At 59.7% G+C, this 26,601-nt stretch carries 25 protein-coding genes and 1 pseudogene; 17 read left to right on the top strand and 9 right to left on the bottom strand.

The window, feature by feature from the left end; genetic code table 11:
• Positions 1-9: 9 nt before the first annotated feature.
• From topA to ACP7EY_RS21170, 15 genes are all read left to right on the top strand, one after another.
• Positions 10-2,388 carry a type I DNA topoisomerase gene (gene topA / locus ACP7EY_RS21240; protein WP_426197169.1) on the top strand — a complete coding sequence of 793 codons (2,379 nt, stop codon included), beginning with the start codon at positions 10-12 and terminating at the stop codon, positions 2,386-2,388.
• Positions 2,389-2,440: 52 nt separating this feature from the next.
• Entirely contained in the window at positions 2,441-2,854 is a 414-nt protein-coding gene (locus tag ACP7EY_RS21235; RefSeq protein ID WP_426197167.1) for a TrbC/VirB2 family protein, read from the top strand.
• A 14-nt stretch (positions 2,855-2,868) separates the two neighbouring features.
• Positions 2,869-3,192, top strand: a complete 324-nt coding sequence (locus tag ACP7EY_RS21230) for a type IV secretion system protein VirB3 (RefSeq protein WP_426197166.1) — start codon at positions 2,869-2,871, stop codon at positions 3,190-3,192.
• Between the two features lie 6 nt (positions 3,193-3,198).
• Positions 3,199-5,679, top strand: a complete 2,481-nt coding sequence (locus tag ACP7EY_RS21225) for a VirB4 family type IV secretion/conjugal transfer ATPase (protein WP_426197164.1) — start codon at positions 3,199-3,201, stop codon at positions 5,677-5,679.
• A gap of 2 nt (positions 5,680-5,681) precedes the next feature.
• Positions 5,682-6,407 carry a P-type DNA transfer protein VirB5 gene (gene virB5 / locus ACP7EY_RS21220; protein WP_426197162.1) on the top strand — a complete coding sequence of 242 codons (726 nt, stop codon included), beginning with the start codon at positions 5,682-5,684 and terminating at the stop codon, positions 6,405-6,407.
• Positions 6,408-6,511: 104 nt separating this feature from the next.
• Entirely contained in the window at positions 6,512-6,805 is a 294-nt protein-coding gene (locus tag ACP7EY_RS21215; RefSeq protein WP_426197160.1) for an EexN family lipoprotein, read from the top strand.
• Positions 6,806-6,828: 23 nt separating this feature from the next.
• Entirely contained in the window at positions 6,829-7,902 is a 1,074-nt protein-coding gene (locus ACP7EY_RS21210; RefSeq protein WP_426197159.1) for a type IV secretion system protein, read from the top strand.
• Positions 7,903-8,053: 151 nt separating this feature from the next.
• Positions 8,054-8,203 (top strand): hypothetical protein, encoded by a 150-nt coding sequence (locus ACP7EY_RS21205; protein ID WP_426197158.1) that lies wholly within the window; start codon positions 8,054-8,056, stop codon positions 8,201-8,203.
• 2 nt (positions 8,204-8,205) lie between these two features.
• Positions 8,206-8,946 carry a virB8 family protein gene (locus ACP7EY_RS21200; RefSeq protein ID WP_426197156.1) on the top strand — a complete coding sequence of 247 codons (741 nt, stop codon included), beginning with the start codon at positions 8,206-8,208 and terminating at the stop codon, positions 8,944-8,946.
• Positions 8,943-9,821 (top strand): P-type conjugative transfer protein VirB9, encoded by an 879-nt coding sequence (virB9, locus tag ACP7EY_RS21195; protein ID WP_426197154.1) that lies wholly within the window; start codon positions 8,943-8,945, stop codon positions 9,819-9,821. The genes ACP7EY_RS21200 and virB9 overlap by 4 nt, the downstream gene beginning before the upstream one ends.
• Complete coding sequence (gene virB10, locus ACP7EY_RS21190) at positions 9,818-10,978, top strand: type IV secretion system protein VirB10 (RefSeq protein ID WP_426197152.1); 1,161 nt, start codon at positions 9,818-9,820, stop codon at positions 10,976-10,978. Before virB9 ends, virB10 begins: the two co-directional genes overlap by 4 nt.
• Positions 10,962-12,023, top strand: a complete 1,062-nt coding sequence (gene virB11, locus ACP7EY_RS21185) for a P-type DNA transfer ATPase VirB11 (protein ID WP_426197151.1) — start codon at positions 10,962-10,964, stop codon at positions 12,021-12,023. The genes virB10 and virB11 overlap by 17 nt, the downstream gene beginning before the upstream one ends.
• 283 nt (positions 12,024-12,306) lie before the next feature.
• Positions 12,307-15,123 (top strand): type IV secretory system conjugative DNA transfer family protein, encoded by a 2,817-nt coding sequence (locus ACP7EY_RS21180; protein WP_426197149.1) that lies wholly within the window; start codon positions 12,307-12,309, stop codon positions 15,121-15,123.
• A 95-nt stretch (positions 15,124-15,218) separates the two neighbouring features.
• Positions 15,219-15,908 (top strand): KfrB domain-containing protein, encoded by a 690-nt coding sequence (locus ACP7EY_RS21175; protein ID WP_426197147.1) that lies wholly within the window; start codon positions 15,219-15,221, stop codon positions 15,906-15,908.
• Between the two features lie 11 nt (positions 15,909-15,919).
• Entirely contained in the window at positions 15,920-18,145 is a 2,226-nt protein-coding gene (locus ACP7EY_RS21170; protein ID WP_426197145.1) for an LPD7 domain-containing protein, read from the top strand.
• 5 nt (positions 18,146-18,150) lie between these two features.
• Here the strand turns inward: ACP7EY_RS21170 and ACP7EY_RS21165 are convergent, their stop codons facing one another.
• Positions 18,151-18,354 (bottom strand): hypothetical protein, encoded by a 204-nt coding sequence (locus tag ACP7EY_RS21165; protein ID WP_426197143.1) that lies wholly within the window; start codon positions 18,352-18,354, stop codon positions 18,151-18,153.
• A gap of 14 nt (positions 18,355-18,368) precedes the next feature.
• Here ACP7EY_RS21165 and ACP7EY_RS21160 point away from each other — a divergent pair, with 14 nt between their 5' ends.
• Positions 18,369-19,112 carry an OmpA family protein gene (locus ACP7EY_RS21160; protein ID WP_426197141.1) on the top strand — a complete coding sequence of 248 codons (744 nt, stop codon included), beginning with the start codon at positions 18,369-18,371 and terminating at the stop codon, positions 19,110-19,112.
• A 9-nt stretch (positions 19,113-19,121) separates the two neighbouring features.
• A complete protein-coding gene (locus ACP7EY_RS21155; protein ID WP_426197139.1) occupies positions 19,122-19,697 on the top strand; it encodes a TrbM/KikA/MpfK family conjugal transfer protein in 576 nt (191 codons plus the stop codon).
• Between the two features lie 50 nt (positions 19,698-19,747).
• On the opposite strand, the gene ACP7EY_RS21150 is transcribed toward ACP7EY_RS21155, so the two are convergent.
• From ACP7EY_RS21150 to ACP7EY_RS21115, 8 genes and pseudogenes are all read right to left on the bottom strand, one after another.
• Positions 19,748-20,827 carry a relaxase/mobilization nuclease domain-containing protein gene (locus ACP7EY_RS21150; RefSeq protein ID WP_426197137.1) on the bottom strand — a complete coding sequence of 360 codons (1,080 nt, stop codon included), beginning with the start codon at positions 20,825-20,827 and terminating at the stop codon, positions 19,748-19,750.
• Positions 20,824-21,348: a plasmid mobilization relaxosome protein MobC gene (mobC, locus tag ACP7EY_RS21145; protein ID WP_426197135.1), complete on the bottom strand. Its 525-nt coding sequence runs from the start codon at positions 21,346-21,348 to the stop codon at positions 20,824-20,826. The genes ACP7EY_RS21150 and mobC overlap by 4 nt, the downstream gene beginning before the upstream one ends.
• A gap of 566 nt (positions 21,349-21,914) precedes the next feature.
• Entirely contained in the window at positions 21,915-22,388 is a 474-nt protein-coding gene (locus ACP7EY_RS21140; RefSeq protein ID WP_426197133.1) for a DUF192 domain-containing protein, read from the bottom strand.
• A gap of 1 nt (position 22,389) precedes the next feature.
• Positions 22,390-23,481, bottom strand: a complete 1,092-nt coding sequence (locus ACP7EY_RS21135; protein ID WP_426197131.1) for a ParB/RepB/Spo0J family partition protein — start codon at positions 23,479-23,481, stop codon at positions 22,390-22,392.
• Positions 23,481-24,272 carry a ParA family protein gene (locus ACP7EY_RS21130; RefSeq protein ID WP_426197129.1) on the bottom strand — a complete coding sequence of 264 codons (792 nt, stop codon included), beginning with the start codon at positions 24,270-24,272 and terminating at the stop codon, positions 23,481-23,483. Before ACP7EY_RS21130 ends, ACP7EY_RS21135 begins: the two co-directional genes overlap by 1 nt.
• Positions 24,269-24,664: a hypothetical protein gene (locus ACP7EY_RS21125; protein ID WP_426197127.1), complete on the bottom strand. Its 396-nt coding sequence runs from the start codon at positions 24,662-24,664 to the stop codon at positions 24,269-24,271. The genes ACP7EY_RS21130 and ACP7EY_RS21125 overlap by 4 nt, the downstream gene beginning before the upstream one ends.
• A 3-nt stretch (positions 24,665-24,667) precedes the next feature.
• Entirely contained in the window at positions 24,668-25,030 is a 363-nt protein-coding gene (locus tag ACP7EY_RS21120; RefSeq protein ID WP_426197126.1) for a single-stranded DNA-binding protein, read from the bottom strand.
• A 1,171-nt stretch (positions 25,031-26,201) separates the two neighbouring features.
• Positions 26,202-26,601, bottom strand: a pseudogene (locus tag ACP7EY_RS21115) (hypothetical protein); the annotation flags it as partial.

Here is a 26,601-nt window from a genome sequence, read left to right as displayed (position 1 = left end):
AGACTTGCAATGAAGCTCATGGTGGTGGAAAGCCCGAACAAGATTAAGAAGCTCGAAGCGATTCTAGGCGATGGCTGGAAGGTCATGGCGAGCGTCGGGCACATTCGCGATTTGCCGCGCGATGACCTCGGCATCGACTTAGCGGACTTTGTATTGAATTACGAGTTTATCCCGCCATCGACGTTCCAAGGCCGTACCTTTCCGGGCGGCGAAGAACGCGTTGCGCGGATTCGGCGGGAAATGCGCAGCGCCGAAATGGTCTATCTCGCGACCGATCCGGATCGGGAGGGCGAGGCCATCGCCTGGCATCTGAAAGATTCCCTCGGCCTGGACGAGACGCAGTATATGCGGGTCACTTTCGACTCGATCACGAAGGACGTTATCCGGGGCGCCCTGGGGAAGGCGCGCAAGATCGACTACGATCTTGTGCATGCCCAGGAAGCGCGGCGCGCGCTCGACCGCATGTATGGCTATCTGGTGTCGCCGCTGTTGTCGGAGACGCTGGGCATGTCCTTGTCGGCCGGCCGGGTGCAAAGTCCGGCCGTGCGGCTGGTCGTTGACAACGAACGGCGCATCAATGCATTCAAGAAGACGAGCCATTTCGGCGCCGTCGTGTCGTTCGATGGCGACGCGTGGCAAGCGGAGTGGAACACGAAGCCTTTCGTCACCGCCGAGGCGCCGTATGTGCTTGACGAGGCGCTGGCGACGCGCGCGGCCAAGTGCCGCCAGTTCAAGGTGACAGACTCGCAGAACACGACGGCGCGCGAAGCGCCGCCGGCGCCGTTCTCGACGTCGTTGTTGCTGCAAGCGGCCAGCGTGAGCCTGAAATTCGATCCGGAGGTTACCGCCAGACTCGCGCAAAAGCTGTTCGAGCAGGGCGCCATTACCTACATCGGCACGGATAGCGTCAATTTTTCCGATGAGGGTCTGCGCGATATCCGGGCCTTCGCGATAGGGAAGGGCTGGAAGCTGCCCGACGAACCGCGCAGGTTCAAGGAAAAAGCGAGCGCCCAGGAAGGGCACGAGGCGATCCGCCCAACGCACCTTGAGGACGAAGACGCCGGCGAGGACGATCCACAGCGCGCGCTGTACCGGCTTATATGGCAACGGTCGATAGCGTCGCAGCTGGCCGATGCCACCTACAAGGTCAACACGGTGTCTCTGGCGGCCGTAGACGGCGCTGAGACGTTCGAGTTCAAGGCCAATGGCCGCGTGATGGTCGAAGCCGGCTGGCGCGCCCTGACGGCGCTCGATGCCATTGCCGACGAGGGCGACGCGGACGAGCCGGCAGGCGGCAAGGTGCCCATGCTCGAAATCGGTAGCAGCAAGCGCGCCGACAGCGGCAAGCTGCTGCGCAAGGAAACGAAGCCGCCGGCGCGCTACACCAAGGCCAGTCTTATCAAGAAGCTCGAAAACGAGGGCATCGGCCGGCCCCGGACATACCCGCCGATCATGAAGAACATCATGGACAAGGGTTATCTGTCCGAGGTGAAGCGGTTCCTGCAACCGACTGACATCGGGTGCCAGCTGGTCGACGAGTTGGTGAAGGGCGAATTCGGATTCATCGAAGTGCCGTTCACGCGCGGAATGGAAGAAGAACTCGATCATATCGCCGGCGGCGGCCGTAGCTATCTCGATGTCGTGGCGCCGGCCTACGAACAGCTACAGGCCGAAATCGCAGCGGTCGGCACCGGCGGCACGATGAAGCCACGCTTCCCGTGTCCGAAGTGCGACAGCGGCCAGCGGCGCTATGCGCCAAGCGGCAAGACCCCGTTCTGGTGCTGCACGAACGCGGAGTGCAAGCACTTCATGGACGACGTGGGCGGCAAGCCGGCCGAGCGCAAGGTGTACGCATGCACGGTATGCGATAACGGCACCATGCGCCGTTTCAAGCGCAAGGTGGGTGCCGGGAATCTGTGGGCCTGCTCGAACGACGAGTGCAAGCACTTCATGGACGACGTGAACGGCAAGCCGGTCGAACCTACGGTGCACAAGTGCCCGACGTGCAAGGCGGCGCCGCTGCGGCGCTATCAGAAGAAGGACAAGGAAACGGGCAAGCCGAAGGGCGGCTTCGGCTGGTTCTGCACCGGCACGGAGTGCAAGACCTTCCTTGACGACGAGGGCGGCAAGCCGGTCGCGATCAAGACCGCGCCGTGCCCGAAGTGTGGGAAGTTGATGTACCGCCGCAAGGGCGAGTTCGGCTATTTTTGGGGCTGTAGTGGCTTCAAGGATGGGTGCAAGACGGTGATGGACGACAAGGGCGGCAAACCTGTTCCGAAGGATGCGAAGGGCGGGAGCAAGCCAAAAGTTGGCACCGGGAAAATTCCGACGAGGGTTGCTGTCGGTGTGCCGACGCGGGTAGTTGCCAGACCAACCAAGAAAGCATAATTAGATGCGCCAGAATGGTATATATTGGCATGCACAGGTGTATAATCTCTCTATGATGTTTCGTCAAAGATACAAAGTAACGGAATATCACGCCACGGCGGGCCGGCCGTCCCGCTTTTCCCTTTTTTCTCTGATCGGAGTTCTTAAAATGCACGCGACAACCAAACCCCTCGCCGTCTCGCCACGCAATTTCACCGTCATGTTTCTGACGGCCGTCGCGATGCTTATCGCTGCCGAGCCTGCTTTTGCGCAAGCCGCTGGTGGGCTTGATAAGGTAAATACATTCGTAGACAACGTGCTACTTGTTTTGCGCGGAATTTCGATTGGCGTCGTTACCATCGCCATCATGTGGGCGGGTTATCAATTCCTGTTCAAACGCGCTGATTTCGCCGAAGTCGGCAAAATCCTGGGTGGCGGGCTGTTAATCGGTGGCGCGTCGGAGTTGGCGCGCTACCTCCTGGCCTAAAGGAGGCGTAAGCCATGTCATCCCCCTTAGAACCGAGTGATCCGCGCGATCCGTTGTTCAAGGGCTGCACCCGGCCCGCGATGATGTTCGGCGTGCCGCTGGTGCCGCTTATGTGCGTTGGCCTCGTAGTCATCCTCCTGGCGGTATGGACAACGGTTCTCGTGGCCCTCGCCCTCCTGCCCATCGTGTTGACGATGCGGCTCATAACCAAATCCGACGATCAGCAGTTCAGGCTCTTGGGCCTGAAACTGCTTTTTCGCTTCGTCAACTATAACCACAACGGCCGTTTTTGGAAGGCATCCACCTACAGCCCTATTCAGTTCAAAAAACGGAAGTGAGGCGATATGTCCGCTCAAGCCAAGTACGCTCAACAAACGAACCGCGAAAGGGCAGTAGCGCCCTTTCTGCCGTATAGCAGCCACGTTTCGGCGAACACTGTCGTCACGAAGGATGGCGATTTCATGCGCATCTACAAAATGACCGGCATCAGTTTCGAGACGGTTGATTCCGACGATATCCTGTTGCGAAAGGATCAGCTGAATACGATGTTCCGGTCGATAGCCTCGGCGAACGTGGCGCTGTGGACGCACAACGTGCGGCGCCAGACCACGGACAGATTGCAATCGACGTTCGAGAATAAGTTTTGCCACGACTTTGACAAGAAGTATTTCGATTCCTTCGCCGGCTATCGGATGATGGCGAACGAGCTTTATCTGACGGTGGTTTATCGTCCGCAGCCGACGCGGTTCGGGCGGGCGTTCGCAAAGTCGGGTCGGCGCACGCACGCCGAGATAATGAACGACCAGCGCGCCTCGATCCGCCGGCTTGACGAAATCGCCCATCAGGTCGAGTCCAGCATGCGTCGCTACGGTCTTGAGGAACTGGCGACGTTCGAGGACGAGAACGGCGTCGTCTGTTCGGAAATCCTGTCGTTCCTGAATTTCCTCATTTCCGGCGAGTGGCAAAAGGTTCGCGTCCCGATGTCGTCGCTCGATGAGTACCTGGGCACCGCCTGGGTATTCGTCGGCACCGAAACCATTGAAATTCGTTCGCCAACGAAGACCCGTTACGCGCAGTGCATCGACTTCAAGGATTACACGGCGCATACCGAGCCGGGAATCCTGAACGGCTTGCTGTACGAGGATTACGAGTTCGTCATTACTCAATCGTTCAGCTTCATGCAGAAGAGTAAGGGCAAAGAATTTTTGGAGCGGCAGCGCGCGCAGTTAATCAACACCGAAGACGGCAGCGCGACGCAAATTCAGCAAATGTCCGATGCCATCGACGCGCTGATTCAAGGCGAGTTCGCGATGGGCGAATATCACTATTCGCTCATGATCTTTGGCGAATCGGTCGAAAGGGTGCGGCGCAATACCACGTCGGCAATGACGATCATTCAGGATCGCGGCTTCCTGGCCGCCCTGGTGGCGACCGCGACGGACGCGGCGTTCTATGCCCAACTGCCTTGCAATTGGGCCTACAGGCCGCGCGTAGCGGGCCTGACGAGCTTGAATTTCGCCGGGCTGTCGAGCTTTCATAATTTCACGGCGGGTAAGCGTGACGGCAATCCTTGGGGTCAGGCCGTCACGCTGTTCAAAACGCCATCGGGGCAACCGCTGTACTTCAATTTCCATTACGCCAAGGGCGACGAGGATAACTACGACAAGAAAGTGTTGGGGAATACCCGCATGATCGGGCAGGCCGGCGTGGGTAAGACCGTCATGCTCAATGCCTTGTTGATCGAGTCGCAGAAATTCAAGACGAACGCGCCGCTCGGGTTCACGACCGTTTTTTATGACAAGGACGAGGGCGCGAAGCTGTGCATCAAAGCTATCGGCGGCAAATACCTGTCGATCAAGAACGGCCGGCCGACAGGGTTTAATCCCTTCCAAATGGAACCGAACGAGGACAATATCTTGTTCCTCGAACGGCTGGTGCGCGCCCTGGTATCTGGCGAGCATCAGCGCGTGACGATCACGGACGAACTGCGCATCGGCGACGCCGTGCGCACCGTCATGCGCATGCCGCGCCAGCTGCGCCGGCTCTCGACGGTCATTCAGAATATGACCGAGGGCACGGACAAGGAAGACCGCGAGAACAGCGTCGTCAAGCGCCTGTCGCGCTGGTGCTATGACGACGGCCACGGCAAGCAAGGTTCGTTCGCCTGGGTGCTGGATTGCCCGAACGACGAAATCGACTTCACCACGCACACCAATTACGGTTTCGACGGAACGGATTTTCTCGACAACCCGGACGTGCGCACGCCGATTTCGATGTACCTGCTTCACCGCATGGATTCGGTCATCGACGGGCGCCGCTTCATCTACTGGATGGATGAAGCCTGGAAGTGGGTTGACGATGAGGCATTCGCCGAGTTCGCCGGCAACAAACAGTTGACGATCAGGAAGCAAAACGGCTTCGGCGTGTTCGCTACGCAAATGCCGAGTAGTTTGCTGAAATCGAAGATCGCGGCATCGCTGGTGCAGCAGGTGGCCACCGAGATTTATTTGCCGAATCCGAAGGCCGATTTCACGGAGTACACCGAAGGATTCAAGGTGTCCGTTGCCGAGTTCGACATCATCAGGAGCATGGGCGAGGAAAGCCGCATGTTCCTCATTAAGCAAGGCCATCAGTCGATGATCGGTCGCCTTGATCTGGCCGACTTCGATGATGAATTGGCCGTGCTGTCGGGCAGTCCTGATAACAATGAACTGGTCGAACAGATCATCGCCGACGTGGGGGATGATCCCGACGTATGGCTCCCCGTCTTCCACGAACGCCGTAAGGCGCGCGTGGCGGCTTCAAAACTCAATCTCGTGAGGTGAATATGAAACGGATTCTTCTCGGCGCCGCATTGTCCGCGCTTTTCTGCTCTGCGGCTTACGCGCAAATTCCTGTGACTGTCACTACCCAAGTGTCGGATTCGCCCATGACGATTGCGAGCTTCGCCAAGGACGTGGTGAGGTGGAAAGGGCAGTACGACCAGATGACCAGCCAGATTGACCAGCTGGACCAGCAGCGCAAGTCCATGACGGGCACGCGCAACCTGGGCAACATCATGAACAACCCTGCCTTGCGCGATTATTTGCCGGGGGATTGGCAAGGCGTCTACGACAGTGTGAAGACGGGCGGCTACGCCGGCTTGAGCGGCAGCGGCAAGGCCGTGTACAACTCGAACAAAATCTTCGATGGGTGCGCCTACATCACTGTGGCAGACCAGCGCACCGCGTGCGAGGCGCGCGCGGTGAAAGGGGCGCAGGATAAGGGCTTCGCCATCGACGCCTATGCGGCGGCCAAGGGGCGCATTAACCAGATCGACCAGCTGATGGGGCAGATCAACGCGACGCAAGACCCGAAGGCCATCGCCGAACTGCAAGCCAGGATCGCCGCCGAACAGGCCAATATCCAGAACGAGCAAACGAAGCTGCAAATGTTCGCGATGGTGGCGGCGGCCGAAGACAAGGTTCTGGCGCAGCGGCAGCGCGAGATTCAGTCGCGCACCTGGGCGGCGGACAAGGGCATTAAGGTGGCGCCGCTGACCTTCGCCCGTTAAACGCCGTGTAATGGTGACACCGCGGCCGCCGCCAGGCGGGAGTTCTGTCACCAAAAGGGCCAGGACAACGGCCCGCCATCAACCATTAAGGAAGGAAGTCGGATATGAAAACAGTAGCCATTTTGGTTTCGGCGGGCGTGTTCGCGATGCTGGCCGGGTGTAACAAGGATGCGAGCGCGCCGGCGCAGCCGGTGCAAACCGTTGAGTGGTACAAGGCGAACAAGGTCGAGCGCGTCGCCATGCTGAGCAAGTGCAACTCGAATCCCGGCGAGTTGGCGGCGACGCCCAATTGCGTCAATGCGACGCGCGCGGATTCGGCCACGACCTGGGGCGCTACCGGCGGAATCAAACCAATGGCTCCTGTTACAGCTGCGGATATTCGCAATAATAAAAAATAGGACGGTGTGCTATGGATGACGCAATGGTATTTCAGTTCATCGGCGCGACGGTCACGAACGCGACGGATGCGTTCGTAGAGCCGGCGGCGCGGGCGCTCATGTTCAAGCTTCAAATGCTCGCGCTGACCGGGGTGACGCTCTATATCGTCTTGACAGGCTACGCGATAGCGACGGGGGCGGTCGAATCCCCGATGTGGACGTTCATCAAGCAGTGCGTCAAGATTATGGTCATCGCGGCTTTCGCGTTGACCGTGGACGGCTATATCACTGGTGTCATGGGCGCTTTTTCCGGGCTTGAGACAGGTTTGGCGGACGCGATGAATACTTCCGGCACGCCGGCCGCCTCGATATACGAGGTGCTGGATAAGGCGCTTGGGGCCGGTCTAAAGATCGTCGGCACTTGTTTTCAAAAGGCGGACGAAGCCGGGTGGAGCATCGGTTCGGCCTTGGGGTGGGTGATCGCCGGTTTGATCGTGGGCGCCGGTACGGTACTGGTGATGATGATCGGCGGCGCCGTCGTCATCGTGGCTAAGTTCTCGCTGGCGGTCATGTTCGCCATCGGCCCGTTCTTCGTGTTCTCGCTGTTTTTCCCCCTGACTGCGCGCTTCTTCGACAGCTGGTTTTCCCAGGTCATGAATTACATCCTTACTATCGTCATCATGGCGATAGTGATGACCTTCGCGATACTGGCATATTCCAAGTTTATCGACGGTGCCGATTTCTCGGGCGACGGTACGAGCAATCCGATGTTCGCGGCGCTGCAAATCGGCACGCTTACCGGCGTTCTGATTTGGATAATCCTACAGGTCGGGGGCATGGCCTCGGGCTTGGCCGGCGGCGTGTCGATGGCAGCGATGGGCATTCGGCACTTGCTCATGCCGGTCAGCGGCGGCTTGAGCGCGGCGAAGGGCGTCGGCAATCTGGTCAATCCGATGTCCACGCGCCGCGACATGCAATCGGGAATGATGACCACGGCCCGGCGTTCCAGTCACATGCTGGCGGGTAACACTATGTGGAATCCCGCCTACCGCCAGCATGTCATGCAGAACATGGGCAAAAATTGGGGCCGCGCACAAGGCGGCTCGGTCAAGGAATAAAGCTCTCGATGCCGTCCTGTCCCATCGAGGGCAGGGCGGCATTTTTTCAGCCTTCATAAACCAAGATAGGGTATTTTGGTTGCTACGGTTGTATAATTTGGATTGCACCGTTCACCTTTACTGTAGGGCACAAAATATGACACGCGCACTCATGATTTTTCTGTTCGCCGCGCTCGCAGGATGCGCTAGCAACAAGGCCGTCTTGCCGACGTTAGAAGGCAAGCCGCGCATACCGATCAACAAGCAAGTGCCGGCGTCGCCTGTGGCTGCTTCATCCATCAATCAAGCTCAAGGGGAGTAACCATGTTCGGAAAAAATCAGCCCAAGGATTCGCCGCCGTCCACGCCGGCGACAAAAAGCGACACGCTCATGAGCGCGGCTATGGATTGGGAGGCGTCGCGCATCCAGTCCATCGAAAAGTCAGAGCGGCGCGCCTGGACGGTGGCTATCGTCGCTACGGTGGTCGCGCTGCTGTCCTGGGTCGCGCTCGTCGTAATCCTCCCGCTCAAGGAGACGATACCCTATGTTATCCGGGTGGATAACACGACCGGCGTGCCCGATATCGTGACCACGCTCCACGATCAGAAGGTGACGAGCGACGAAGTGATGGACAAGTATTGGCTTGCCCAGTATGTGCGCGCCCGCGAGACATACGATTGGTACACGCTGCAACGCGATTACAACACCGTGGGCCTGCTGTCGTCGCCGAACGTCGGCGCGGCGTATGCCGCGCTGTTCACCGGCAAAGACGCGCTCGACAAGCAGTACGGCCAGACCGTACGGGCGACGGTCGATATCGTCAGTGTGGTGCCGACGCCGAAAAACACCGCGACGATCAGGTTCATCAAGACCACGAAGCGGGTCGATCAGGACACGCCGGGCACGGTTACCAAATGGGTTGCCACGGTCGCGTATGAATATCGCAATCCGTCCAAGATCGCGCAGAGCGCCCGACTGATAAATCCATTCGGATTCCAAATGCTGAGCTACCGTGTCGATCCCGAAATGGTGCCGGCGCCGGAAAAGGCGGGAGGTGCGCAATGAAACGCCTAATCCTCGCCATTGCATTGTCGGCCGGCGGCATCGCCGCCTACGCGACGGACATACCCCAAGGGTCGAAATTCGACAACCGCATCCAGTACGTCAATTATAACGCCGGCGATGTCGTGGTTGTGCGCACCGTGGCCGGCCTCGGGACGCGCGTGGTGTTCGCCCCGAACGAAGTCGTCATTGATGTCGCGTCCGGGTTCACGCAAGGATGGGAGTTTTCCGACAGCGCGAACATTCTCTACATTAAGGCGAAGTCCATCAAGGGCGAGAGCGGCCAGCCGTCGATGGCGCCCACGGCCGGGACGTGGAACACGAACCTGATGGTCAAGACGAACTTGCGCATGTACGACTTGGACTTGCAATTGCTGCCCGGCTCGAACAGCGGGCGCTCTGCCGCGAATCAGCAGCGTATCGCCTACCGGGTCGAATACCGCTATCCGGCCGAAGAGGCTGCCAAGGCCAAGGCGGTCGCGGGCAAGCAAGCGGCGCAAGCCAAGCTCGATGTGAAGCCGGCGCCGCGCAATTGGAACTACTCGATGCAGATCGGCGAGCATTCCGAAGGCATCGCGCCGACGATGGCCTACGACGACGGCCGTTTCACGTACCTGAAATTCCCTAACAACCGGGATTTCCCGTCAGCGTTCTTGGTCGCGGCCGACAAGTCCGAGAGCATCGTTGACAGCCATATTGACCCGGCGGTGCCCGATGTGCTGGTTTTGCATCGTGTCTCGCGCGCGGCGGTGCTGCGCCTCGGTAACGCGGTGGTCGGCATTTACAACGACAGCTTTGACCCCGATGGCATACCGGCCAACGAGGGCACGACGGTTCCCGGCGTGAAGCGCGTCATCCTCGGGGAGGCAGGCAAATGAACAATGAAACCAAAAACGGCAACGCCACAGTGGATCAACTGGACGGCGAACGCGGCATGCCGAGCGTGAACGAGGGCGGGCCGTCCTCGGCCAAGCGCGGTTTGATCGCCGTGGTGTTCCTGCTGTTCCTGGCGATGGTCGGCGGCGTCGCGTATTGGAAGTACCAAAAGAACCAAGCGCGGCTTGCGGAAACCAGCCAGAAAAAGGACATGCAAATCACGAGCGTTGTTCCCGCCCGGACGTTCGCCGAACCGCCGCCCGGCGAAGCGCCGGCGGTGCCAGGGCCGACGCCGGCGATACCGGTCGTGCCGGCACCGGGCGGCGCGCCGGCCGGCACGGCGCCGGCGCTGCCGGGCGGCGCGGCCAGCGCCGGCACGGCCAATGTGAAGCCTCCCCAGGTGCTTGATAAGGCTGGCTCGTCATTGATGGCGGGCGGCAAGAATAGCCGCAATGGCGCGCCGGCCGCCGATGCGGAGGCGGCCCCTGGCGAGGCGGCGCCAGCGGCGCCGGCGCCGGGCACTATCGGCGCCATGCTCTCGTCCACCAGCACGCCGGTTCGGATGGCGCGCATGCTCGGCAACAGGAATTTCATGCTCGCCGAAGGCGCCTATATCGACTGTTCTTTGCGCACCAAGCTGAACTCGACCGTGCCCGGCAAGACGGCTTGCGACGTGACAAGGAATGTTTATAGCGACAATGGCAAGGTGTTACTGGTTGAGCGCGGTTCCGTCGTAACGGGCGAATACCAAGCCAATTTGCGCCAGGGCATGGCCCGTATTTTCATCCTGTGGACTCGCATCAAGACGCCGAACGGCGTCACGATCAGATTGGATTCGCCCGGCACCGATCCGCTTGGCGGCGGTGGCGTTCCCGGTTATGTCGATAACCATTTCTGGCAACGCTTCGGGGGCGCTCTGATGCTAAGCCTCGTTGACGACGTGGCGCGCGGGTTGACCGGCGGCAGTGGTGGTGGCTCGGGTGGCAACCAAGTCAATTTCGGAAGCACTGGCGAGGCAACGCAAAACATGGCGGCGGAAGCGCTGAAAAACACGATCAACATTCCGCCAACCCTTTATAAAAATCAAGGCGAGCAAGTCGGTATCTTCGTCGCCCGCGATCTTGACTTTTCGAGCGTATACGATGTCGCAGCCCAATGACTACCTGACCGGCGAGGTCAATCGCGGAACGTCGGTCAATCATCTTCTGACCTTCGCGAAGCAGTGGCTGGAAGACCCGGCCATTACCGAAGTGTGCGTCAACCGCCCTTTTGAAGTGTGGTGCGAGCGCGGCACTAAGTGGGAGCGGCACGACGTGCCGGCATTGGACTATATGCACCTCAAGTCCCTGGCGGTGGCGACGGCCAAGTTCGCCAGCAATGACGTATCGGATATTCGCCCGATCCTGTCCGCGATCCTGCCAGGGGGCGAGCGGGTGCAGGTTGTGCAGCCGCCCGCTTGTGAGCATGGCACCTATTCGATAACGATCCGGAAACCGTCGTTCAAGGTGCGCACGCTGGACGACTATGTAAGCGACGGCTTTTTCAAGCACATACGCCCGCTCGATGGCGATCTTAGCCGCGACGAGAAAGAACTCGTTCAGCTGAAAAGCGACGGTCAGTACATGGAGTTTCTGCGCCGGGCTGTGCAACTCGAAAAGGTCATCGTCGTCGCCGGCGAAACGGGGTCGGGCAAGACCACGTTCATGAAAGCGCTGATGCAAGAAATCCCGGTCGAACAGCGGATCATCACGATTGAAGACGTGCCCGAACTGTTCTTGCCGAATCATCCGAATCACGTCCACCTGTTCTATCCGAGCGAGGCGAAGGAAGAAGACAGCGCATCGGTGACGGCCGCCGCGCTGCTGAAAAGCTGCCTGCGCATGAAGCCGACGCGCATCCTGCTCGCCGAGCTGCGGGGCGGCGAGACGTTCGACTTCATCAACGTCGCTGCCTCGGGCCACGGCGGCAGCATCACCAGCTGCCACGCCGGTTCGCCCGATCTGACGTTCGAGCGGCTGGCCTTGATGGTGTTGCAAAACCGGCAGGGCCGGATGCTGCCCTACCCCGTCATCCGTCGCCTCCTGTATCTCGTCGTTGATGTCGTCGTACATATCCACAACGACATTCACAGCGACGCCGGCCGGCACATCACGAAAATATGGTACGACCCGATGAAGAAGCGGGCACCGGCCCCCACGGAGTAAGTAGGCTGATTTCTCGACAGAGAATTGCCGAAGGCAACCCGGAGGGCGTGGGCGGACAGGCTTGTTGTCCGGGCGCGTTCGGCGTAGGGCGTGGCCGCCTTTCTTCTGTGTTGGCGACAGCCGGCACGCATCGATCGCGCGGCGCTGTCGCCAAAGGCCGGCCACTGGCGACAATCCGCAGCTGGCCAGGTGGCGCGGCCGTCACCATATCCGGCGCAGCTTGGCGACAAATAACGACAACCTGGTTGCCCGGGTTGTCACCAAACCGATAAAGGAAACGGTCATGGAAATGCCAAAGTGGCTTAAATGGGTGTTGGGAATCATCGCGGTCGCGGTCGCCACGGTGGGCGTGGTCTGGCTCTCCGGGTTCCTGTTCTTCCTGTTCAGCAAGGCGAATCCGTTCGGCAAGACGGACTTCTCGACGTGGTGGACGTTCTGGCACTTCTACCAAGACAATCCCGTAATCTCCAAGCGGCTCAAGGTGTCGGGCATTGTGGCGGCCGTCGTGTGCTACGGCGTCGTGCTCATGGCGATCATCGGGGCCATGCGTGAAACCGTGTCGCTACACGGCGACGCGCGTTTCGCCACGAAAGGCGAAGTCGAAAAGGCCGGCTTGTTCGGACAGGCCGGCATCATCGTCGGAAAGTGGGGCAACACCTTCATCCTGTTCGCCGGCATGCAGTTCGTCCTGCTGGCGGCCCCTACTCGCAGTTTCAAGGGGGTCGGGATCGTCATACCGAACCTGATGAATTGGCGCGAGTCGGCCGTCGTGCTTGATGTGAAACTGGAAAACTACAAAATCACGTCCCTGTTTCGGTCGGAACACGGCCAAAAGGTTTTCTTGTGGAACCCGTTCGCCGAAGACGGCCGGACGCATCGTTACAACTGCCTCGGCTACATCAGCGACAATCCGCGCTTGCGGGTCACGGAAATTCTGGCGCAAGGCTACGCGTTTTATCCTGGCGCCGGCAAGGACGCTTTCTTTGACGACGCGGCCAGGAACTTGTTCCTGGGGCTGGCGTTGTACCTGTGCGAGACGCCCGCGTTGCCGCGAACGATGGGCGAGTTGCTTCGCCAGTCGTCGGGCAAGGGCAAGCCGATCAAGACCTATTTGCAGGGCATCATCAACGAGCGCAATTATCGCGAATACGGCGATATCAGCTTGACCGAAATCGGGGAAAAGGCGGATCGCGACGAAGCCCTCAACGTCATCATGGAAATCTGCGACGCCAGCGAAGAGGATGCGGAAAACCTGCTCGATGACCTTCCCTGCATGTTGGTCGAAAACGCCGCCAAGGCGGAACTCAACCAAATCGAAGAATCGCTCAAGGCGCTCGGCAAGCATGTCAAGTTCGACGTGGAACGCCGCTTGGTTCCGCTGGAAAAATGGGATGGCGTCGGCGAGCCGATGCTGACAATGGAATGTGTCGATGCGCTGAACCGCTTCATGATGACATCGGATAACACGCTGTCGAGCATCATGGCGTCCTTCAACACGCCGCTGACGCTGTGGACAAGCCCGATTGTCGATGCCGCGACATCGGCGAACGATTTCGACTTGCGCGAGGTGCGCAAGCAGCGCATGACGGTGTACGTCGGCATCCCGGCGAACAAGCTCGCCGAGGCCGAGTTGCTGCTGAACGTGTTCTTCTCCCAGCTGGTGACACTGAACACCGACGAACTGCTGTTCGCCAAACCTGAATTGAAATACCAGTGCTTAATGGTGATGGACGAATTCGCCGCTCCTGGGCGCATCGGCATCATCGACAAGGCGAACTCGTACATGGCCGGCTACGGCATGCGGTTGTTGACGATCATTCAGTCGCCGTCGCAGATCGAGGCCGAACCGCGCCGTGGCTACGGCAAGGAAGGCGCCGGCACGCTCATTACCAATCACGCGCTGCAAATCCTGTACACGCCGCGCAAGCAAAGCGACGCGAACGAGTATTCCGAAATGCTCGGCACCTACACGTTCAAGGCCAGGGGCACGAGTCGCCAGCGCGGCGGGAAGAACGGCGGCGGGCATAGCGAGTCGGAATCGGATCAAAAGCGGGCCTTGATGATGCCGCAGGAACTCAAGGAAATGAGCCAGCGCAAGCAGATCATCAGCCTTGAGAATACCAAGCCCATCAAGTGCGACAAGATCGTGTATTTCACCGATCACGTCTTCATTGATCGGTTCAAGTCCGTCTGTCCCACGTTGGCCGCGCTCGATCAAACGCCGATCCGGCGCGCGCTGCGCAAGCTTGGCTTCGCCGCCAAGGCCATTCCCTCGAAGGAGTTCTTCGAGGCCACATGGGGCGCCGGCGAGCTTTCCAGCTATGTGCCGTTCATCGACTTCGACATTCACGAGGCCATCGTCAACCAGCGCAGCCGCGCGATGACGGTCGGCGACCTCGCCAAGGGAATCGACCTGCGCGCGCTCGCGCTCGATACGTCCAAAATCAAGGTGCCGGCCGGCGCCGGTTTGGAACCGGAGCAAATCGAGAACTTCGTGAACGACTTTTTCGATGCGCTCGATGCCGGCAGCGCCGGCGACGACGACACCGACGACGACGGCGCCGGCGACCGGCCGAGCGATGAGGAACTGGCGGCGCTCGATGCCGAGGCGGCGGACGACGCCGACGAAGGCGACGACGACGGCCAAGGCGGCGAGGAACGCATGACGGTGAGTATCACCGTTGAAAACGTTCTTAAAATCGACGTGGATGCCCCTGGCGGCCTCGTGGCGGCCGTCGCGCCGGATCAGGAGGCGGACGACGGCCCGAGCGACGAGGAACGCGCCGTGATCGCCGCGCACGCGGCCGACGACGATGACGGGTATTTCGAGCCGGCGCCGGCGGTTACGCCACCGGCGCCGCAAGACGACGAGCCGAATACGGCGCAACTGTCGGACGAGGAAATGACAGCCATGATGGACGCGGCGGCGCCGGCCGACGATGCGGTCGGCATGTATGACGAAGCCGATATGTTGGCCGCGCTCGATGCGATGGAACAGCCGGCGGACTATCCGGAAACAATTGGAGATACGCCAATACTTGATCTAAGCGTGCTTGACAAGCCCCTTGCTCCGGAAAAGACTCAAGGGAAGGCATTTTGAATTTGATCGGCGCCACGGCGGCGATTAATGCGGGCGTAGCCCAAGGGCGGCTTTGTTGAGAGCCGCATATATTTGATGTTTATAGGAGCCTTATCATGAATGACCGCACCGCCGGTACGCCGGCTGCTGACGTGAAGAAAAGCCCAGCCCGTAACAAGGTCGTCGGCGCTTTCCTTGGCAAGATCGAAGACGTTCCCAAGGAAATCCGGGAATACGCCGTCAACAAACTCAATCCGAAAGACGCCGAGGGCAACCGGCTGCGCGACGGCCAGGGCCGTGAAATCAGCGCATCCGTGTCCGTGGCGAAGGAAAACGGCAGCTACTACGGGCCGGTCATTCTCAACAACGATAAGTACCTCGTGCAGGCGGTCGGCAAAGACCGTTTGTACGCGGTCGTTCATCCGAAGGACGGGCTTGATTTGCAAGGCTCGACATTGCGCATGTTGGACAGCAAGCGGCAGCTGAACAACACCAATGTGCAAATCCACTATACCGGCGACAAGGCCAAGGTCTATCCGTACTCGGACAAGAACCGCGAAGGCGCCGACAAGCCGAAAGAGGCGCCGGCGCCGGCCAAGGAAGAATTGAAGCCCGACGCGTTCCTGGCGCAGGCGGCCGAATACGCCAAGCAAAACATCAAGAACGCGAATCAGCGCGAGGCGTTCATGAAGCACCTCGGCAACGTGACCGAACAAGCGTTCAACAAGCAACCGGAAACCGCTCGGACGCAATCGAACCCCGCGCCGGTACAGGCGAAACAAGCCGACCACGGCATCGAACGATAAGGAGCGAAATCATGGCTAGCACTTTTGAAATTGTTGTTGACGCCGATGCAAAGCAATACTCGGACGCGAAGGAGGCCGGCGCGGCGTTCTTCGCCGCCGATATCACGAAGCGGCCCTACGTCGTTCATAGTTCGGAACAGAATTTCGCGCGCGGCATGGCCGGCACCGCAATTCACGGCAAATACCCGGACGGCGAAACGCGGTACGTGAGGGTTCTCCCGAACTCGCACGACGTGGACAAGGATTTTCGGGCGGGGTATATGCAAGCGCTTGAAAAATCGGTGACCGAACGCCTCAAGAACACCGATTGGGAGCGGGCCGCGTTAGACCCGGCGACGCGGGCCGTCAAGCTCGATAATCGTCTTCATGACGATTTGGAGACGCTGGCGCGGGTCGATCTGGCGAAGGCGGCCAAGGCGTGGGAAGACCACGCCGGCAAGGATCGCGTCGCCCCGGCGTTCCTCGACCGCGATCAGGCGCGCGAAGCGCCGGCCGTCATCGACGTGGCGGCGCGCGGCCCGGCCTACGGCGTCATCCAGATTGACGACAAGCCGGCGACCTCGATCCGCTATGAGCGTTTCGTTGAAGGGGACAAGGCGAGCTTCGATGTGTCGTTTCACATGGGTGTAAAAACGGTGGCGAGGTTCAAGGATTTGGACGTTGACGCGCTCATTGACGCCGTTGGCGGCAAGAACGCGAAGGCCATCGCGGAACAGACCACGGCCAAGGGAACGTTGCGCGGTGAAGACCTCGTGAACGAGAACGGCATCAGCCCGGAGGAAAGCAGCCGGCGGGCGCAAATGCGCGACGCGCAAAAGACCGTGGAAGTGGAACGGTTAGAGCCGGATCGACCCGAGGAACGTAACGTGGTCGAGCAGGCACCGGAGCGGGAACAAGAGCTTGCGTCGCTCGATCCCGATGCCCTGGCCCGCGCGGCGCTCGCCCGCCAGCACGACCGCGAGCGGTTCGAGCGCGAGCAGCTGGCCCGCGATCCGGAGCGGGCCGGCAAGCCGGTCGAAGCGAAGCAAGTCGATTTGGAGAAACCGGCGGAACGGCGCGAGGCCGCCGCGCGCGACGACCTGGGCGCAAGCCCATCGCCGGCCGGCGCCGCCGAATTGACGGAACGCGAAAAGAACCGGCGCATGGAATTGCTGGATCAGGTGCATGACCAATTTCGCGTATCGGGCGCGAAATACCTGTTCAAGGATCAGCCCGGCAAGGTCGCGTTCAAGGACAAGGGCGAACGCATGGTGTCGGCCTCGAATGATGATCGCGTTGCGAAAGCAATGGCGACGATGGCAGAGGCGAAGGGATGGAAAACGCTCAAGGTATCCGGCCATCCAGATTTTCAGCGCGAAGTGTGGATGGAGGCGAGTTTGCGCGGCCTCGAAGTGCGGGGGTTCAAGCCGAGTGAACAGGATTTGAAGAGTCTCGAAGCGCGTCTTGAACGCGGAATGCAAAACAAAGTTGAGAAGACTGTCGATGCACGCGAACAGGGACAGCAGCGCGCCCCTGTTGAGCGGCCCTTGCGTGATCGGGACAACCCTCGCACCCGCGACATCATGGACGTAATGGCAGATATTGACCGTAAAAAAGAGACTGCCCAGCGCAAGCCGCGTGAACAGGGCCAGGAGGCACCAGAACGCGCCCAGCCGGCCGCCAGGGCGGCCGGCAAGGAGACGGAGGCCCACGCGCCCGACAGCGCCTTGCGGGCGTATGCCGGCCGTGTTCTTGAACATGGATCGGCCAAGTACAACCACGACCCGGAAGAAAAACAGAGCTACTTCGTCAGGCTGGCGACGCCGGCCGGCGAGAAAACGGTGTGGGGTATCGACCTCAAGCGTGCGATGGCAGAAAGTAAGGCGAAGCTCGGCGACGCCGTGAATCTGGAATTCAAGGGGAATGTGCCCGTCACCGTGGAAGCGAACAAGCGCGACAAGGCGGGCAAGGTCATCGGCAAGGAGGAAATCGACACGCATCGCAACGCCTGGGAAGTAACGAAGTCGGACAAGCACAAAGTCGTTGAAGCGGTGGCGGCGGCAGTCATTGACGCGAAGGTCAAAGACCCGGCGCAACGGCAGGCGTTGAAAGCGGCGGTCGATGCGCGCTTGGTCGAGCGCGCCAAGGTGGGTAAGGTGCCATCCGTGGCCGTGTACGACAAGGACGCGCCGACGAAAGCACCACAACCGGAGCGCACCGGGCCAGTGGTCGAGCGCAACGCCGAACGCACTCGATGAACCGATCAGGGCGGAATGACGTGCTGTTCCGCCCTTTTCTCGTCGCGCTGAATCTGTCTTGGAAAGCGAGAATCGCCTTGATTATTAAGGCGATTTTCGTTTTCAGCGTCAGCTTTGGTGACACCGCGGCCGCCTCGAGCGCGGATCTGTGTCACCAAAAAGGTGTTGGTGACGGCCAGGCGCCGCGCGCCGGCGCCGGTCGTCGCCATTGAGACTTTCCCGCGTGGCCGCCCTGCCCTTCCCGCTGGTGACAGATACGGCGCACCTGGTGCGCCGATCTGTCACCAGCGGCCAGCGGCGCCGGCGGACTGTTGTTCGGGCGTTGACATCGCAAGACAATTTCAGCGCCAAATTGATTGTGCGGAAGAAGCCAAGATATATAATCTTGGATTACCAATACTTCATATCACGGAGGTTACAAATTCGTAAATTGGTCATTCTATCGAGCCTTGCGGCGCTCGTCGCCTGCTCGTCGCCTCCCAAACCGCCCACGGTGGACGGCGACGAGCGCAAGGCTATAAACACGACGGCGACGGCCTCGGCCCTCGCCGGCCAAGCCGTCGCCGCCGAGGCGCGCGACAAAGCCCGCGAGCGGCCGGCGCCGGTGCCGGTGGCCGTCCAGGCGGCGCCGGTTTCGCGTGTCGTGTCCGTGCTGTTCCCGTACAACGTGACGAAATTCGATGCCACCCGCGATCAGTCGGCCGAACTACTCGCGCTGCGTCGCGGCGCGACACGTATCGAAATTCGCGGACGCACGGACGGCAAGCGGCCGAGCGATGCGGATACGCTCGTCGCCATGAAACGGGCCTTGGCGGCAAAAGAATTTCTTGTTGGTCACGGTGTCCCAGCAGGGATTATTTCAGTGAATTACGTATCGGCGGGCGACTACACCAGCGATAACATTTCGCCTGGGGGCCGCGCCAAAAACCGCCGTGTGGACATCGAATTTTTCTCGTCGCCCCTATAAGGAATTGTCATGAAGAAGATTATCGCGTCATCCATAGCACTAATTGCCGCGTGCGCCAGCTGGTCGGCCGGCGCCGCCGACAACGAATACAGCGGCGATACCAAGCTCGCTTGCGAGGCGATTTTGTGCTTGTCCACCGGCAGCCGGCCGAGCGAATGCGCGCCGTCGATCCGGCGATATTTCAACATCACGAAGCGCAAACCATCCGACACTCTGAAAGCCAGGAAGAATTTCTTGAAGATGTGCCCGGCCGCGACGCAGGATCAGAACATGAGTGGCCTTGTGGACGCGATCACGAACGGCGCCGGCCGTTGTGATACGGCCGCGCTCAATTCGGCCTTGATGGTGTGGCGCGATGGCGCCGACGATGGCAATGGTTATACCGTGTCGAACCGTTTGCCCGACTATTGCTCGAATTACGCCGGCAACGTCAACACCGATTTGAAACCGCCCGTCTACCTGGGGAGCGTGGAACGCGGCGGGCGCTGGGTTGATGCGGATAGCTACAGCGCGGAGTTGACCGCATACGAAGCGCGGATCGCGGCCGAGGATGCGGCCAGGAACGCCGGCACCAATCAGCGCTGACAGTGGCGCCAGCACGATATGAAAGCGCGGCTCGCCGCGCTTTTTTCTTGTCAGCGCGTCTTGTCGATGCCGGGAACCGCCCTGCCCTGCTCCTGGGTGACCTGCTTCGCGGCCTCGCGCTCCAAGCGCTTGCGCTCGCTCTCGACAAGCTCCTGATGCTGCGTTCGGATAGCTGGCATTTGCTGCACGAACCGCGTTACGTCCAGGGCAAGCTGTTTGTCTTCCGGGCCGCCAGTCACTAAGGCGCGCGCGATCTGCCCGTAAGCCTTCTGCGACTTCTTGCGACTCGCGCTGATATTGTCTTGGGCCGGGTTCGCGCGCTTCACGCCAGTCGCCGCCTCTAGCGCCGCCTCGTTCCGCTGAGCCTCGGTGACGCGCGCCGGTGCCTTGCGCTTCCCGGCCTCGAATTCGCGATTGATATGTTTCACCGCCTGTTTTTCGGGCTTGCGCACGATCCCCCTGACCTTGCGCGGCGTGGCGTTCGCCACAATGCCGTGATCCCGTAGATTTTCCGCGAACTGCTCGCGCCAATACTGCAAATCCCCTTTGCGTGGATTGAGGCGAATCCCGTCGTGATCGACCGCCTTGACCACAAGATGAACATGCGAATGCTTCTCGTCCTCGTGGGACGCGAAAAGATATTGGTGATTGCTGAACTGGCCGATGGCGAAGGCGCGCGCGGCATCCTTGACCGCCTGCCTGTCCGTGCCGGCCGGCATAGACAGAATGATGTTGAACGCCTCTTTCCGCTTTTCCCCTTCGTAGGGGATGCCTATTTTGCCTTTGGCCCAGGCGTCGCGCACGTCCCGTACCGCTTCCTTGCCAAGATGGACATCGCCATTTTCGTCTTCGATTTCGAGTTCACCGTTGCGCGATATGTAATCCATGTGGGCTTTGATGTGCTGCATGTTCTTGCCGCCGCCGGAAATCTTCACCATGACCTCGGGCACCTTCTTGGCCGTGCGTGCAACCTTTTCCCTTGTCGCCGGTGCGCTCGGCTTCGGCGCGGCCGTGGCGGGCTTCCTGGCGCCGCCGCTGCGTATGTTCTTGCCCTTCTGCCCCTTGACGGGCGAATAGTAAAGGCGCTCGCCCCAATCCTTGAGGATACCGTCGATGATTTTCTTGGTCATTCGATGTTCCACCTTTCCAGGCTGGCCCGGATCGCGGCGCTGACGATATCGGTGTGCTTGTCGATAATCGTGCGCAAGCCCTCGATCAATTCAACGGCGACAGGCTCCCGGTGCCCCTCGTTAAGCTTGCGCGCAATCTGGTTCAAGTTGCGGCCGATGGAAAGCAGCTGGTAGTTCGACTCCCCCAGGGCGTCGATTTCAGTCATGCCGAATTGTGGCTCGTTGGTCAGCCCGGCCCGGATCGCGTCAACGATCCAGCGCCGTTGTGAACATCGTTCCAGATTCGACCGTTCGAGTACAGCCGCTTTTTCGGATTGCGTCAGTAGTATCTCGAACCGCACTTTCGGTTCGGCGTCGGCCACCTCCCGCGTCTGGCGGTACGTTTTTACCGGCGGAAAACGTTCGGCCTTTTCCAGCTGCTGTTCGATGGCCTCTTTTATCGCCGCCCCTGGTGTCTTCCCGAGGTTCGAGCAGTAGGCCGCCCAGCGGTCTTTTAAGTCCGCCCCTAGATGGATGTTCATAGCACGACTGCGTTTATCCATGACAATCCAAAGCCTCATGAAAAGGGGTGAGGGGGCACCAAGTGGGCGCTATGTGCGCACTTTATACCGGCGATTAGCCTATCCTGCAATAGTCCTCACCCCCTCACACTTTTGTTCATGAACAAACGTTGTAAAGCTCGTGGGACAAGAAACGTGATTTCGGAAGCGACTATTCGCACTGCGCTTGCGATTTCGCATGTGAATTTGAACGGGACGAAAAACCGGCACGGCAAGCGGTGACAAAATTACCTCGGCGGCCTTGCTGCCGCCAACTTTAAAAGCGGCCAGCGGTTACGCATAGCATCGGCGGCCTGCTCCCGCCAAGATCAAAAGCGGTTTTGCATGAGTGGGGTCTGTGGTGGACGTGAGGCGCAGCGGTAGGAAGGCCGGCCACGGACTGCCCGCTAAAACTTTGCATGCTAGTCGCTCCCGCTCCGATCCGTATCGCTGTGAAGAAGAGTTACTTCAAAATCCACCACCGACTTCGATGCTGTGCAAAGATTTTGCCCTTCGGGCCGCTTGTGCTGTCACCCCGCGCGCAAGGGCTAGGTGGCAATCGCTTTGCATTCGCGTCGGATCAATCTCGACCCGACTCCGATGCCGTGGAGTTCAAATTCGCCCTGGGACAGTTCCAGGGCATCCAGGGCCGGCCCGCCCGACAAGTGATAGGTGTCTGTGTTGGGTTGCATATCCTCGATGGCGAAAACTTGGCCGTCCGACGAGAGAAACGCTATCGACAGCGGAACGCGGGTGTTGTGCATCCAGAAGACACGCGGCGCCGGTGTGTCCCAGCTGAAAAGCATGCCGGCGCCGACCGCATCCAGGCCGGATAGTCCTTTGCTCTGTTGGGTTTCCGTCCGGGCTACTGGCACGTCGCGCAATTGAGCATTTCCCGAAAAGGTCAATGTGCATGATTCGGCCGGCGCGGCTGCTTGCGCCCGCCGTCTACCGACAACGAACGCAAGTACAAGACCAACGGCAAGTATTCCACCGATCCCGTTTCTAACAGCGCGGCGCATGTTATTTCTCCGACTCGACAAGCAAGTTGATTTTGCACAGGCCGGCTTCTACTTCTGCATCGCCGCCGCCATCCTCGTAGCGCACGCGAATCAGGCCGGCAGCGCTTGGCCGACGATTCAAGAGAACGGCTGCGGCGCGCCCGTCGATCTCGACCAGCAATAGCGGCTTGTTCATGCGCTCCGGGTCGGATACGGCCCGCCCTTTCGGCCAGCTGGTCAGTTCGCCGTGATCGGGTTCGCCCGGTGCCTCGTTGCCTTTGTCGGCGCCGCTCGCCGCTGGTCTTTCCTTCGGTGGCTTGCCTGCCTCGCTGGCGGTGCCGCCGGCCGGGGGTGCGCCGTCGCCAGCGTCGCCGCCGGAAGCCGCGCCGGAAATTTGTTCATGAACAAATCCGGCCGAACTTTCGCCATCGGCAGCGGGGGAGGGCGTCGGCGGTTTCTTGCCCTTCAACGTATCGCCCAATACCAACACGGTGTTTCGCGTGATGTCATCAGAAGTGCCGCACCATGCCTCCACCTGCTCCGGATATTTTTCGTGCAAATTGCGGAGGTCGGATAGTGTTTGCGGCGAGACGCATTTGCCGGTGATGTAGATTTCTTCGATGCACGCGGGCGGGTCAATCAGCGCCATGTGGCGCGTGATCGCGGCGGCATCCTTGCCCAGGCGTTTTGCAATGACGCCTTTCTTGTCGCCGGCATCCAACTTGCGCTTGATGAACAATGCCAACTCCATCGGCTTCAAGTCGTCGCGTTGAATGTTTTCGATTACTTGGTCGTAGTCGTCGTGTGCCTCGTCAACGAACGCCGGGATGGTTTCCTTGCCGGCGCCGATTGAACCGCGATAGCGGCGCGCGCCGTAGTTCAGCATCCACTTGCCCGGCTTGGTTGGATGCGGCCGCACAGACACAGGCGTCTTGACTCCCCGCGCCTTGATGCTCGCGATCATGTCCTGCATTGCTTCCTCGGTGAACTCCTTGCGGGGCTGTTCCGGGTCTTCCTCGACATCGGAAATCAAAAGATCAAGCGGCTTGCCAGATGGCGATACAGCGCCTTGTGTTGAGGGTTTTTCTTCCAGGGCGGATAGGTCAAGTGCCATTACATAACTCCCATAGTGGTAGCGATTTTCTCGAATACAGGCTTGATCTGCGTCCATGCGTCGCGCCCGCTGGTTTTGCCCAATTTCCAGATTGGCACGCCGGCGGCCTGGGACTCTGGAACGGCAGTAGTTTTCTTTATGGCGGCAAAGCCGGGGTTCATGGGAATCAGCAGCTTGGCGAAATGCGCCGACAACTCCCGAAGATTGTCGCGCTGGAACGGCGTCGGCTCGACAAGGTTTGGCAGGATGCCGATAAACTGTAAGGTCGGATTGATGGTCGCCTGAATTTTCCGGATGCCGATATTTTCATGATTCAAGAGGTCGCCGATACCGTCGATGGCCTCTTGATTCAGCTGGATAGGCGACAGCACGAAATCGCTTACGACCAGCGCCGCCAGTTGGCGAATGTCCGGGTTGGGGTTCGTGTCGATCAGGCAGACATCGAAATCGCCGTCAACCGACTTCAAGAAGGCTTGAAGGTTGCTGGCAAAAATATTATGGTTGGCAGCTTGCTTCTCCATCTTCAAAAGCTCGGTATTGTCGCCGGCCAAAAGCACGAACGCCGCATCTTCCACGCCGCTAACTTTCTTCAACAATATGCTGCTTGACGGGATTTGCGAGACGGTCGCCAGCTTACCGTTGCGGATTGGATTGGTCGTGTTCCGCTGGTGATCCAAGTCGATGACCAGCACCCGCAGATTGAGCAACAGGTGAAGGTAGTAGGCCAGCTGGACTACAATGGCCGATTTTCCGACGCCGCCTTTTTGATTCGCGAGAACTAGAGTTTTCATGTCGTGATGTTCCTTAAATAATTGCGCACGGTCGTCGGTGAGGTGGAAATTCCGTTTTCCTTGAGGAAAACAACGATTTGTTCGATGGTGTAACCCTTCTCTCGTAGGGTCTTAATTTCCGCTGAAAACGGTTCAAGTGCAGTGCTGGACAGCTTTGGTTTTTCGCGTGCCATGAATTCCTCGACACGATGCTTATCGGCCTTGGCGAGAAATCGGCCGCGAATGACGTTCGCTTGTTGCGGTGACATCTGGTGTGCCGCCGCCGCTTCCGACAGCGGCACACCTTCAACGATCAACAATTTTGCGACTCCCAAAGAACGTTCAGACCATTTACACTTAACTGCCACCGAATCAAATAATGCAGCGTCCATTCGTTGGGCGGGAAGGCTCATAGATCAGTTACCCGTCCCATGTGAGAATTGTTCCCGCTTGGCCTTACCTGGGGCGCCGAACTGGAAATCCTCGACAATGAAGTTGTGGGCGTAGACCGTTTCCCCGTCTTTCTCGTAGTCGTTGTTCTCGACCCGATAATCGACAATCAGCTGATCGCCCTTCATGGCATTCTTGACGATGGCCTCGGCCTTCGCCCTGAACGCGGTGAACTGGATTGCGACGGAGCGCTCGCGGACCTCGCCGCTCTCGCGATCCTTTCCGGCGTACTCGTTTGCGATCAGCGTGAACCTGGCTACTGCGCGGTCGCCGGCGCCGGTCAGCGTGGCCGACTTGGCGAGGTTTCCGACAAAGATGTTCTTTTGCATGGCGTATCTCCTGTGAGGTGAGGTGGGCGGCCAAAACGCTGACCACAACAAAGTATAACACCTATAAAACAAAATAATCAACACGAATAAAACAAAATATAACAATGAATTTATAATTATCACGCCGCAACAATCCTTCCACGCCCAGCGTCTAGGCGGATTCCTTACACCCGATAGCGCAAAACCATAGCAATGAGACAGCAAACGCGAATCTAAGCGTTTTGAGGCGGCCGGGTGCGAAGGGTGCCGGTGGTATCGACTCATCGACGCAATCGCCTTGGCGGTGCCTTCCCGTGGCTTCCGCGAACGAAACGGGGCAGGGGCAAACCACCTTCCTGTAGACGCTTTTGAGAAACCGTCGCGTCGTGCTGTCGCTTGGGTATGATGTTGGCAGGGCCGGCCGGCTTCCGGCCGAAGGGTGGGTTCGAGCTGGTGCCGGGTCATTCTCGGTAGCCGCTGTGGCCTCGGTGTTTTCCGGGGTTATGCCCGCAGGGCATCCAACTATGGTTGTGCTGTTGCTCTTGTCCTGGGCAGGCCGGTGACCTTATCGCAGCTGGTGACGGTGGTTCCGTCGGCTGTTTAACCCTATGCCCGTAGGGCATCCAGTATTTGCGGTGGCTCGTCCACCGCAGGCCGGCGCGAAGCGGCGGGGCGGAGGGCGAAGCCCGGAGGGTAGGCGGGTTTGTTCTTGGCCGCTGGCAAGCGGTGCCTTTGCGTTGTCCACAACGCGGGGTTGCTTTTCTACTAGGGTAAGAGTTAAAGGAAAAAAACCTAACGGCAAAAACCTACAGGGGGCAGGGCTTCGCGATGGCAAATTTCCAGTTAGAATCAAGCACATGCACGCAATAAAAAATCAACCGGCAAGACAGATTCAGCGCGAGCGCAAGACAGATTCAGCGCGGCCGGCAAGACAGATTCAGCGTGCCATTCTGTGGATAAGGAACATTTTCAATTTAGAATCAAAAGCTTACGCGCAAGACAGATTCAGCGTGGATAACTTTTCCTTATCACAGGGTTATCCACAGGCGCAACGGCTGTATGCGGCCGGGTCGGTCGTTGGTGACAAACCGCAGCTGGCCAGGTGGCGTGGCCGTCGCCAGTGCCGGCGCCACGTTGGTGACCGATCGACGCGCGCTAGGCGCCTATGCTGTCGCCAATGCGCGCGCCCTGGTCAGTTCTTGCCACGTTTCGGCGGCGGTGCCGGCTTGGTCGGTTCCTCTAGCGCCGCTGGTGCTGCGGCCGGCTTCAAGGCGTTCAGCATGGCCTCGTTTTGGGTCTTGGTGGCTTCCAGCTGGCCGCGCAGGCCGGCGGCTTCTTCGCGGGCCGCTGCCGCCGCTGTGCGGGCTTGGTCGCGCTCCGATTCGGCCTTGGTCATGCGTTCGGCCGTGCGGTGGACTTCCTCGGCCGTGCGCTTGCGCTGTTCGGCGTGTTGTTGTTCTGCCGCCTCTGCCTGGGATCGTCTCAGAAAACGGAATTTAAAGTACGTTAAGACTTGGGCAGCGGACGCAGCGGCCTGAATTTCCCGACGCCGATCTTGGCGCTGTCGTGCCACAGGTAGTCGCCGGTCAGGT

Origin of the sequence: Massilia sp. DWR3-1-1, assembly GCF_049898325.1 — a bacterium.
Lineage (GTDB): Bacteria > Pseudomonadota > Gammaproteobacteria > Burkholderiales > Burkholderiaceae_D > JAFCUW01.
The sequence above is the reverse complement of the archived record's forward strand: the minus strand, read 5'-3'. Positions and strand labels throughout refer to the sequence as shown.

Coding starts and splice junctions, on each gene's coding strand:
- topA (WP_426197169.1), top strand. CDS start 10: ATGAAGCTCATGGTGGTGGAAAGCCCGAACAAGATTAAGAAGCTCGAA.
- ACP7EY_RS21235 (WP_426197167.1), top strand. CDS start 2,441: ATGATGTTTCGTCAAAGATACAAAGTAACGGAATATCACGCCACGGCG.
- ACP7EY_RS21230 (WP_426197166.1), top strand. CDS start 2,869: ATGTCATCCCCCTTAGAACCGAGTGATCCGCGCGATCCGTTGTTCAAG.
- ACP7EY_RS21225 (WP_426197164.1), top strand. CDS start 3,199: ATGTCCGCTCAAGCCAAGTACGCTCAACAAACGAACCGCGAAAGGGCA.
- virB5 (WP_426197162.1), top strand. CDS start 5,682: ATGAAACGGATTCTTCTCGGCGCCGCATTGTCCGCGCTTTTCTGCTCT.
- ACP7EY_RS21215 (WP_426197160.1), top strand. CDS start 6,512: ATGAAAACAGTAGCCATTTTGGTTTCGGCGGGCGTGTTCGCGATGCTG.
- ACP7EY_RS21210 (WP_426197159.1), top strand. CDS start 6,829: ATGGTATTTCAGTTCATCGGCGCGACGGTCACGAACGCGACGGATGCG.
- ACP7EY_RS21205 (WP_426197158.1), top strand. CDS start 8,054: ATGATTTTTCTGTTCGCCGCGCTCGCAGGATGCGCTAGCAACAAGGCC.
- ACP7EY_RS21200 (WP_426197156.1), top strand. CDS start 8,206: ATGTTCGGAAAAAATCAGCCCAAGGATTCGCCGCCGTCCACGCCGGCG.
- virB9 (WP_426197154.1), top strand. CDS start 8,943: ATGAAACGCCTAATCCTCGCCATTGCATTGTCGGCCGGCGGCATCGCC.
- virB10 (WP_426197152.1), top strand. CDS start 9,818: ATGAACAATGAAACCAAAAACGGCAACGCCACAGTGGATCAACTGGAC.
- virB11 (WP_426197151.1), top strand. CDS start 10,962: ATGTCGCAGCCCAATGACTACCTGACCGGCGAGGTCAATCGCGGAACG.
- ACP7EY_RS21180 (WP_426197149.1), top strand. CDS start 12,307: ATGGAAATGCCAAAGTGGCTTAAATGGGTGTTGGGAATCATCGCGGTC.
- ACP7EY_RS21175 (WP_426197147.1), top strand. CDS start 15,219: ATGAATGACCGCACCGCCGGTACGCCGGCTGCTGACGTGAAGAAAAGC.
- ACP7EY_RS21170 (WP_426197145.1), top strand. CDS start 15,920: ATGGCTAGCACTTTTGAAATTGTTGTTGACGCCGATGCAAAGCAATAC.
- ACP7EY_RS21165 (WP_426197143.1), bottom strand. CDS start 18,354: ATGGCGACGACCGGCGCCGGCGCGCGGCGCCTGGCCGTCACCAACACC.
- ACP7EY_RS21155 (WP_426197139.1), top strand. CDS start 19,122: ATGAAGAAGATTATCGCGTCATCCATAGCACTAATTGCCGCGTGCGCC.
- ACP7EY_RS21150 (WP_426197137.1), bottom strand. CDS start 20,827: ATGACCAAGAAAATCATCGACGGTATCCTCAAGGATTGGGGCGAGCGC.
- mobC (WP_426197135.1), bottom strand. CDS start 21,348: ATGAACATCCATCTAGGGGCGGACTTAAAAGACCGCTGGGCGGCCTAC.
- ACP7EY_RS21140 (WP_426197133.1), bottom strand. CDS start 22,388: ATGCGCCGCGCTGTTAGAAACGGGATCGGTGGAATACTTGCCGTTGGT.
- ACP7EY_RS21135 (WP_426197131.1), bottom strand. CDS start 23,481: ATGGCACTTGACCTATCCGCCCTGGAAGAAAAACCCTCAACACAAGGC.
- ACP7EY_RS21130 (WP_426197129.1), bottom strand. CDS start 24,272: ATGAAAACTCTAGTTCTCGCGAATCAAAAAGGCGGCGTCGGAAAATCG.
- ACP7EY_RS21125 (WP_426197127.1), bottom strand. CDS start 24,664: ATGAGCCTTCCCGCCCAACGAATGGACGCTGCATTATTTGATTCGGTG.
- ACP7EY_RS21120 (WP_426197126.1), bottom strand. CDS start 25,030: ATGCAAAAGAACATCTTTGTCGGAAACCTCGCCAAGTCGGCCACGCTG.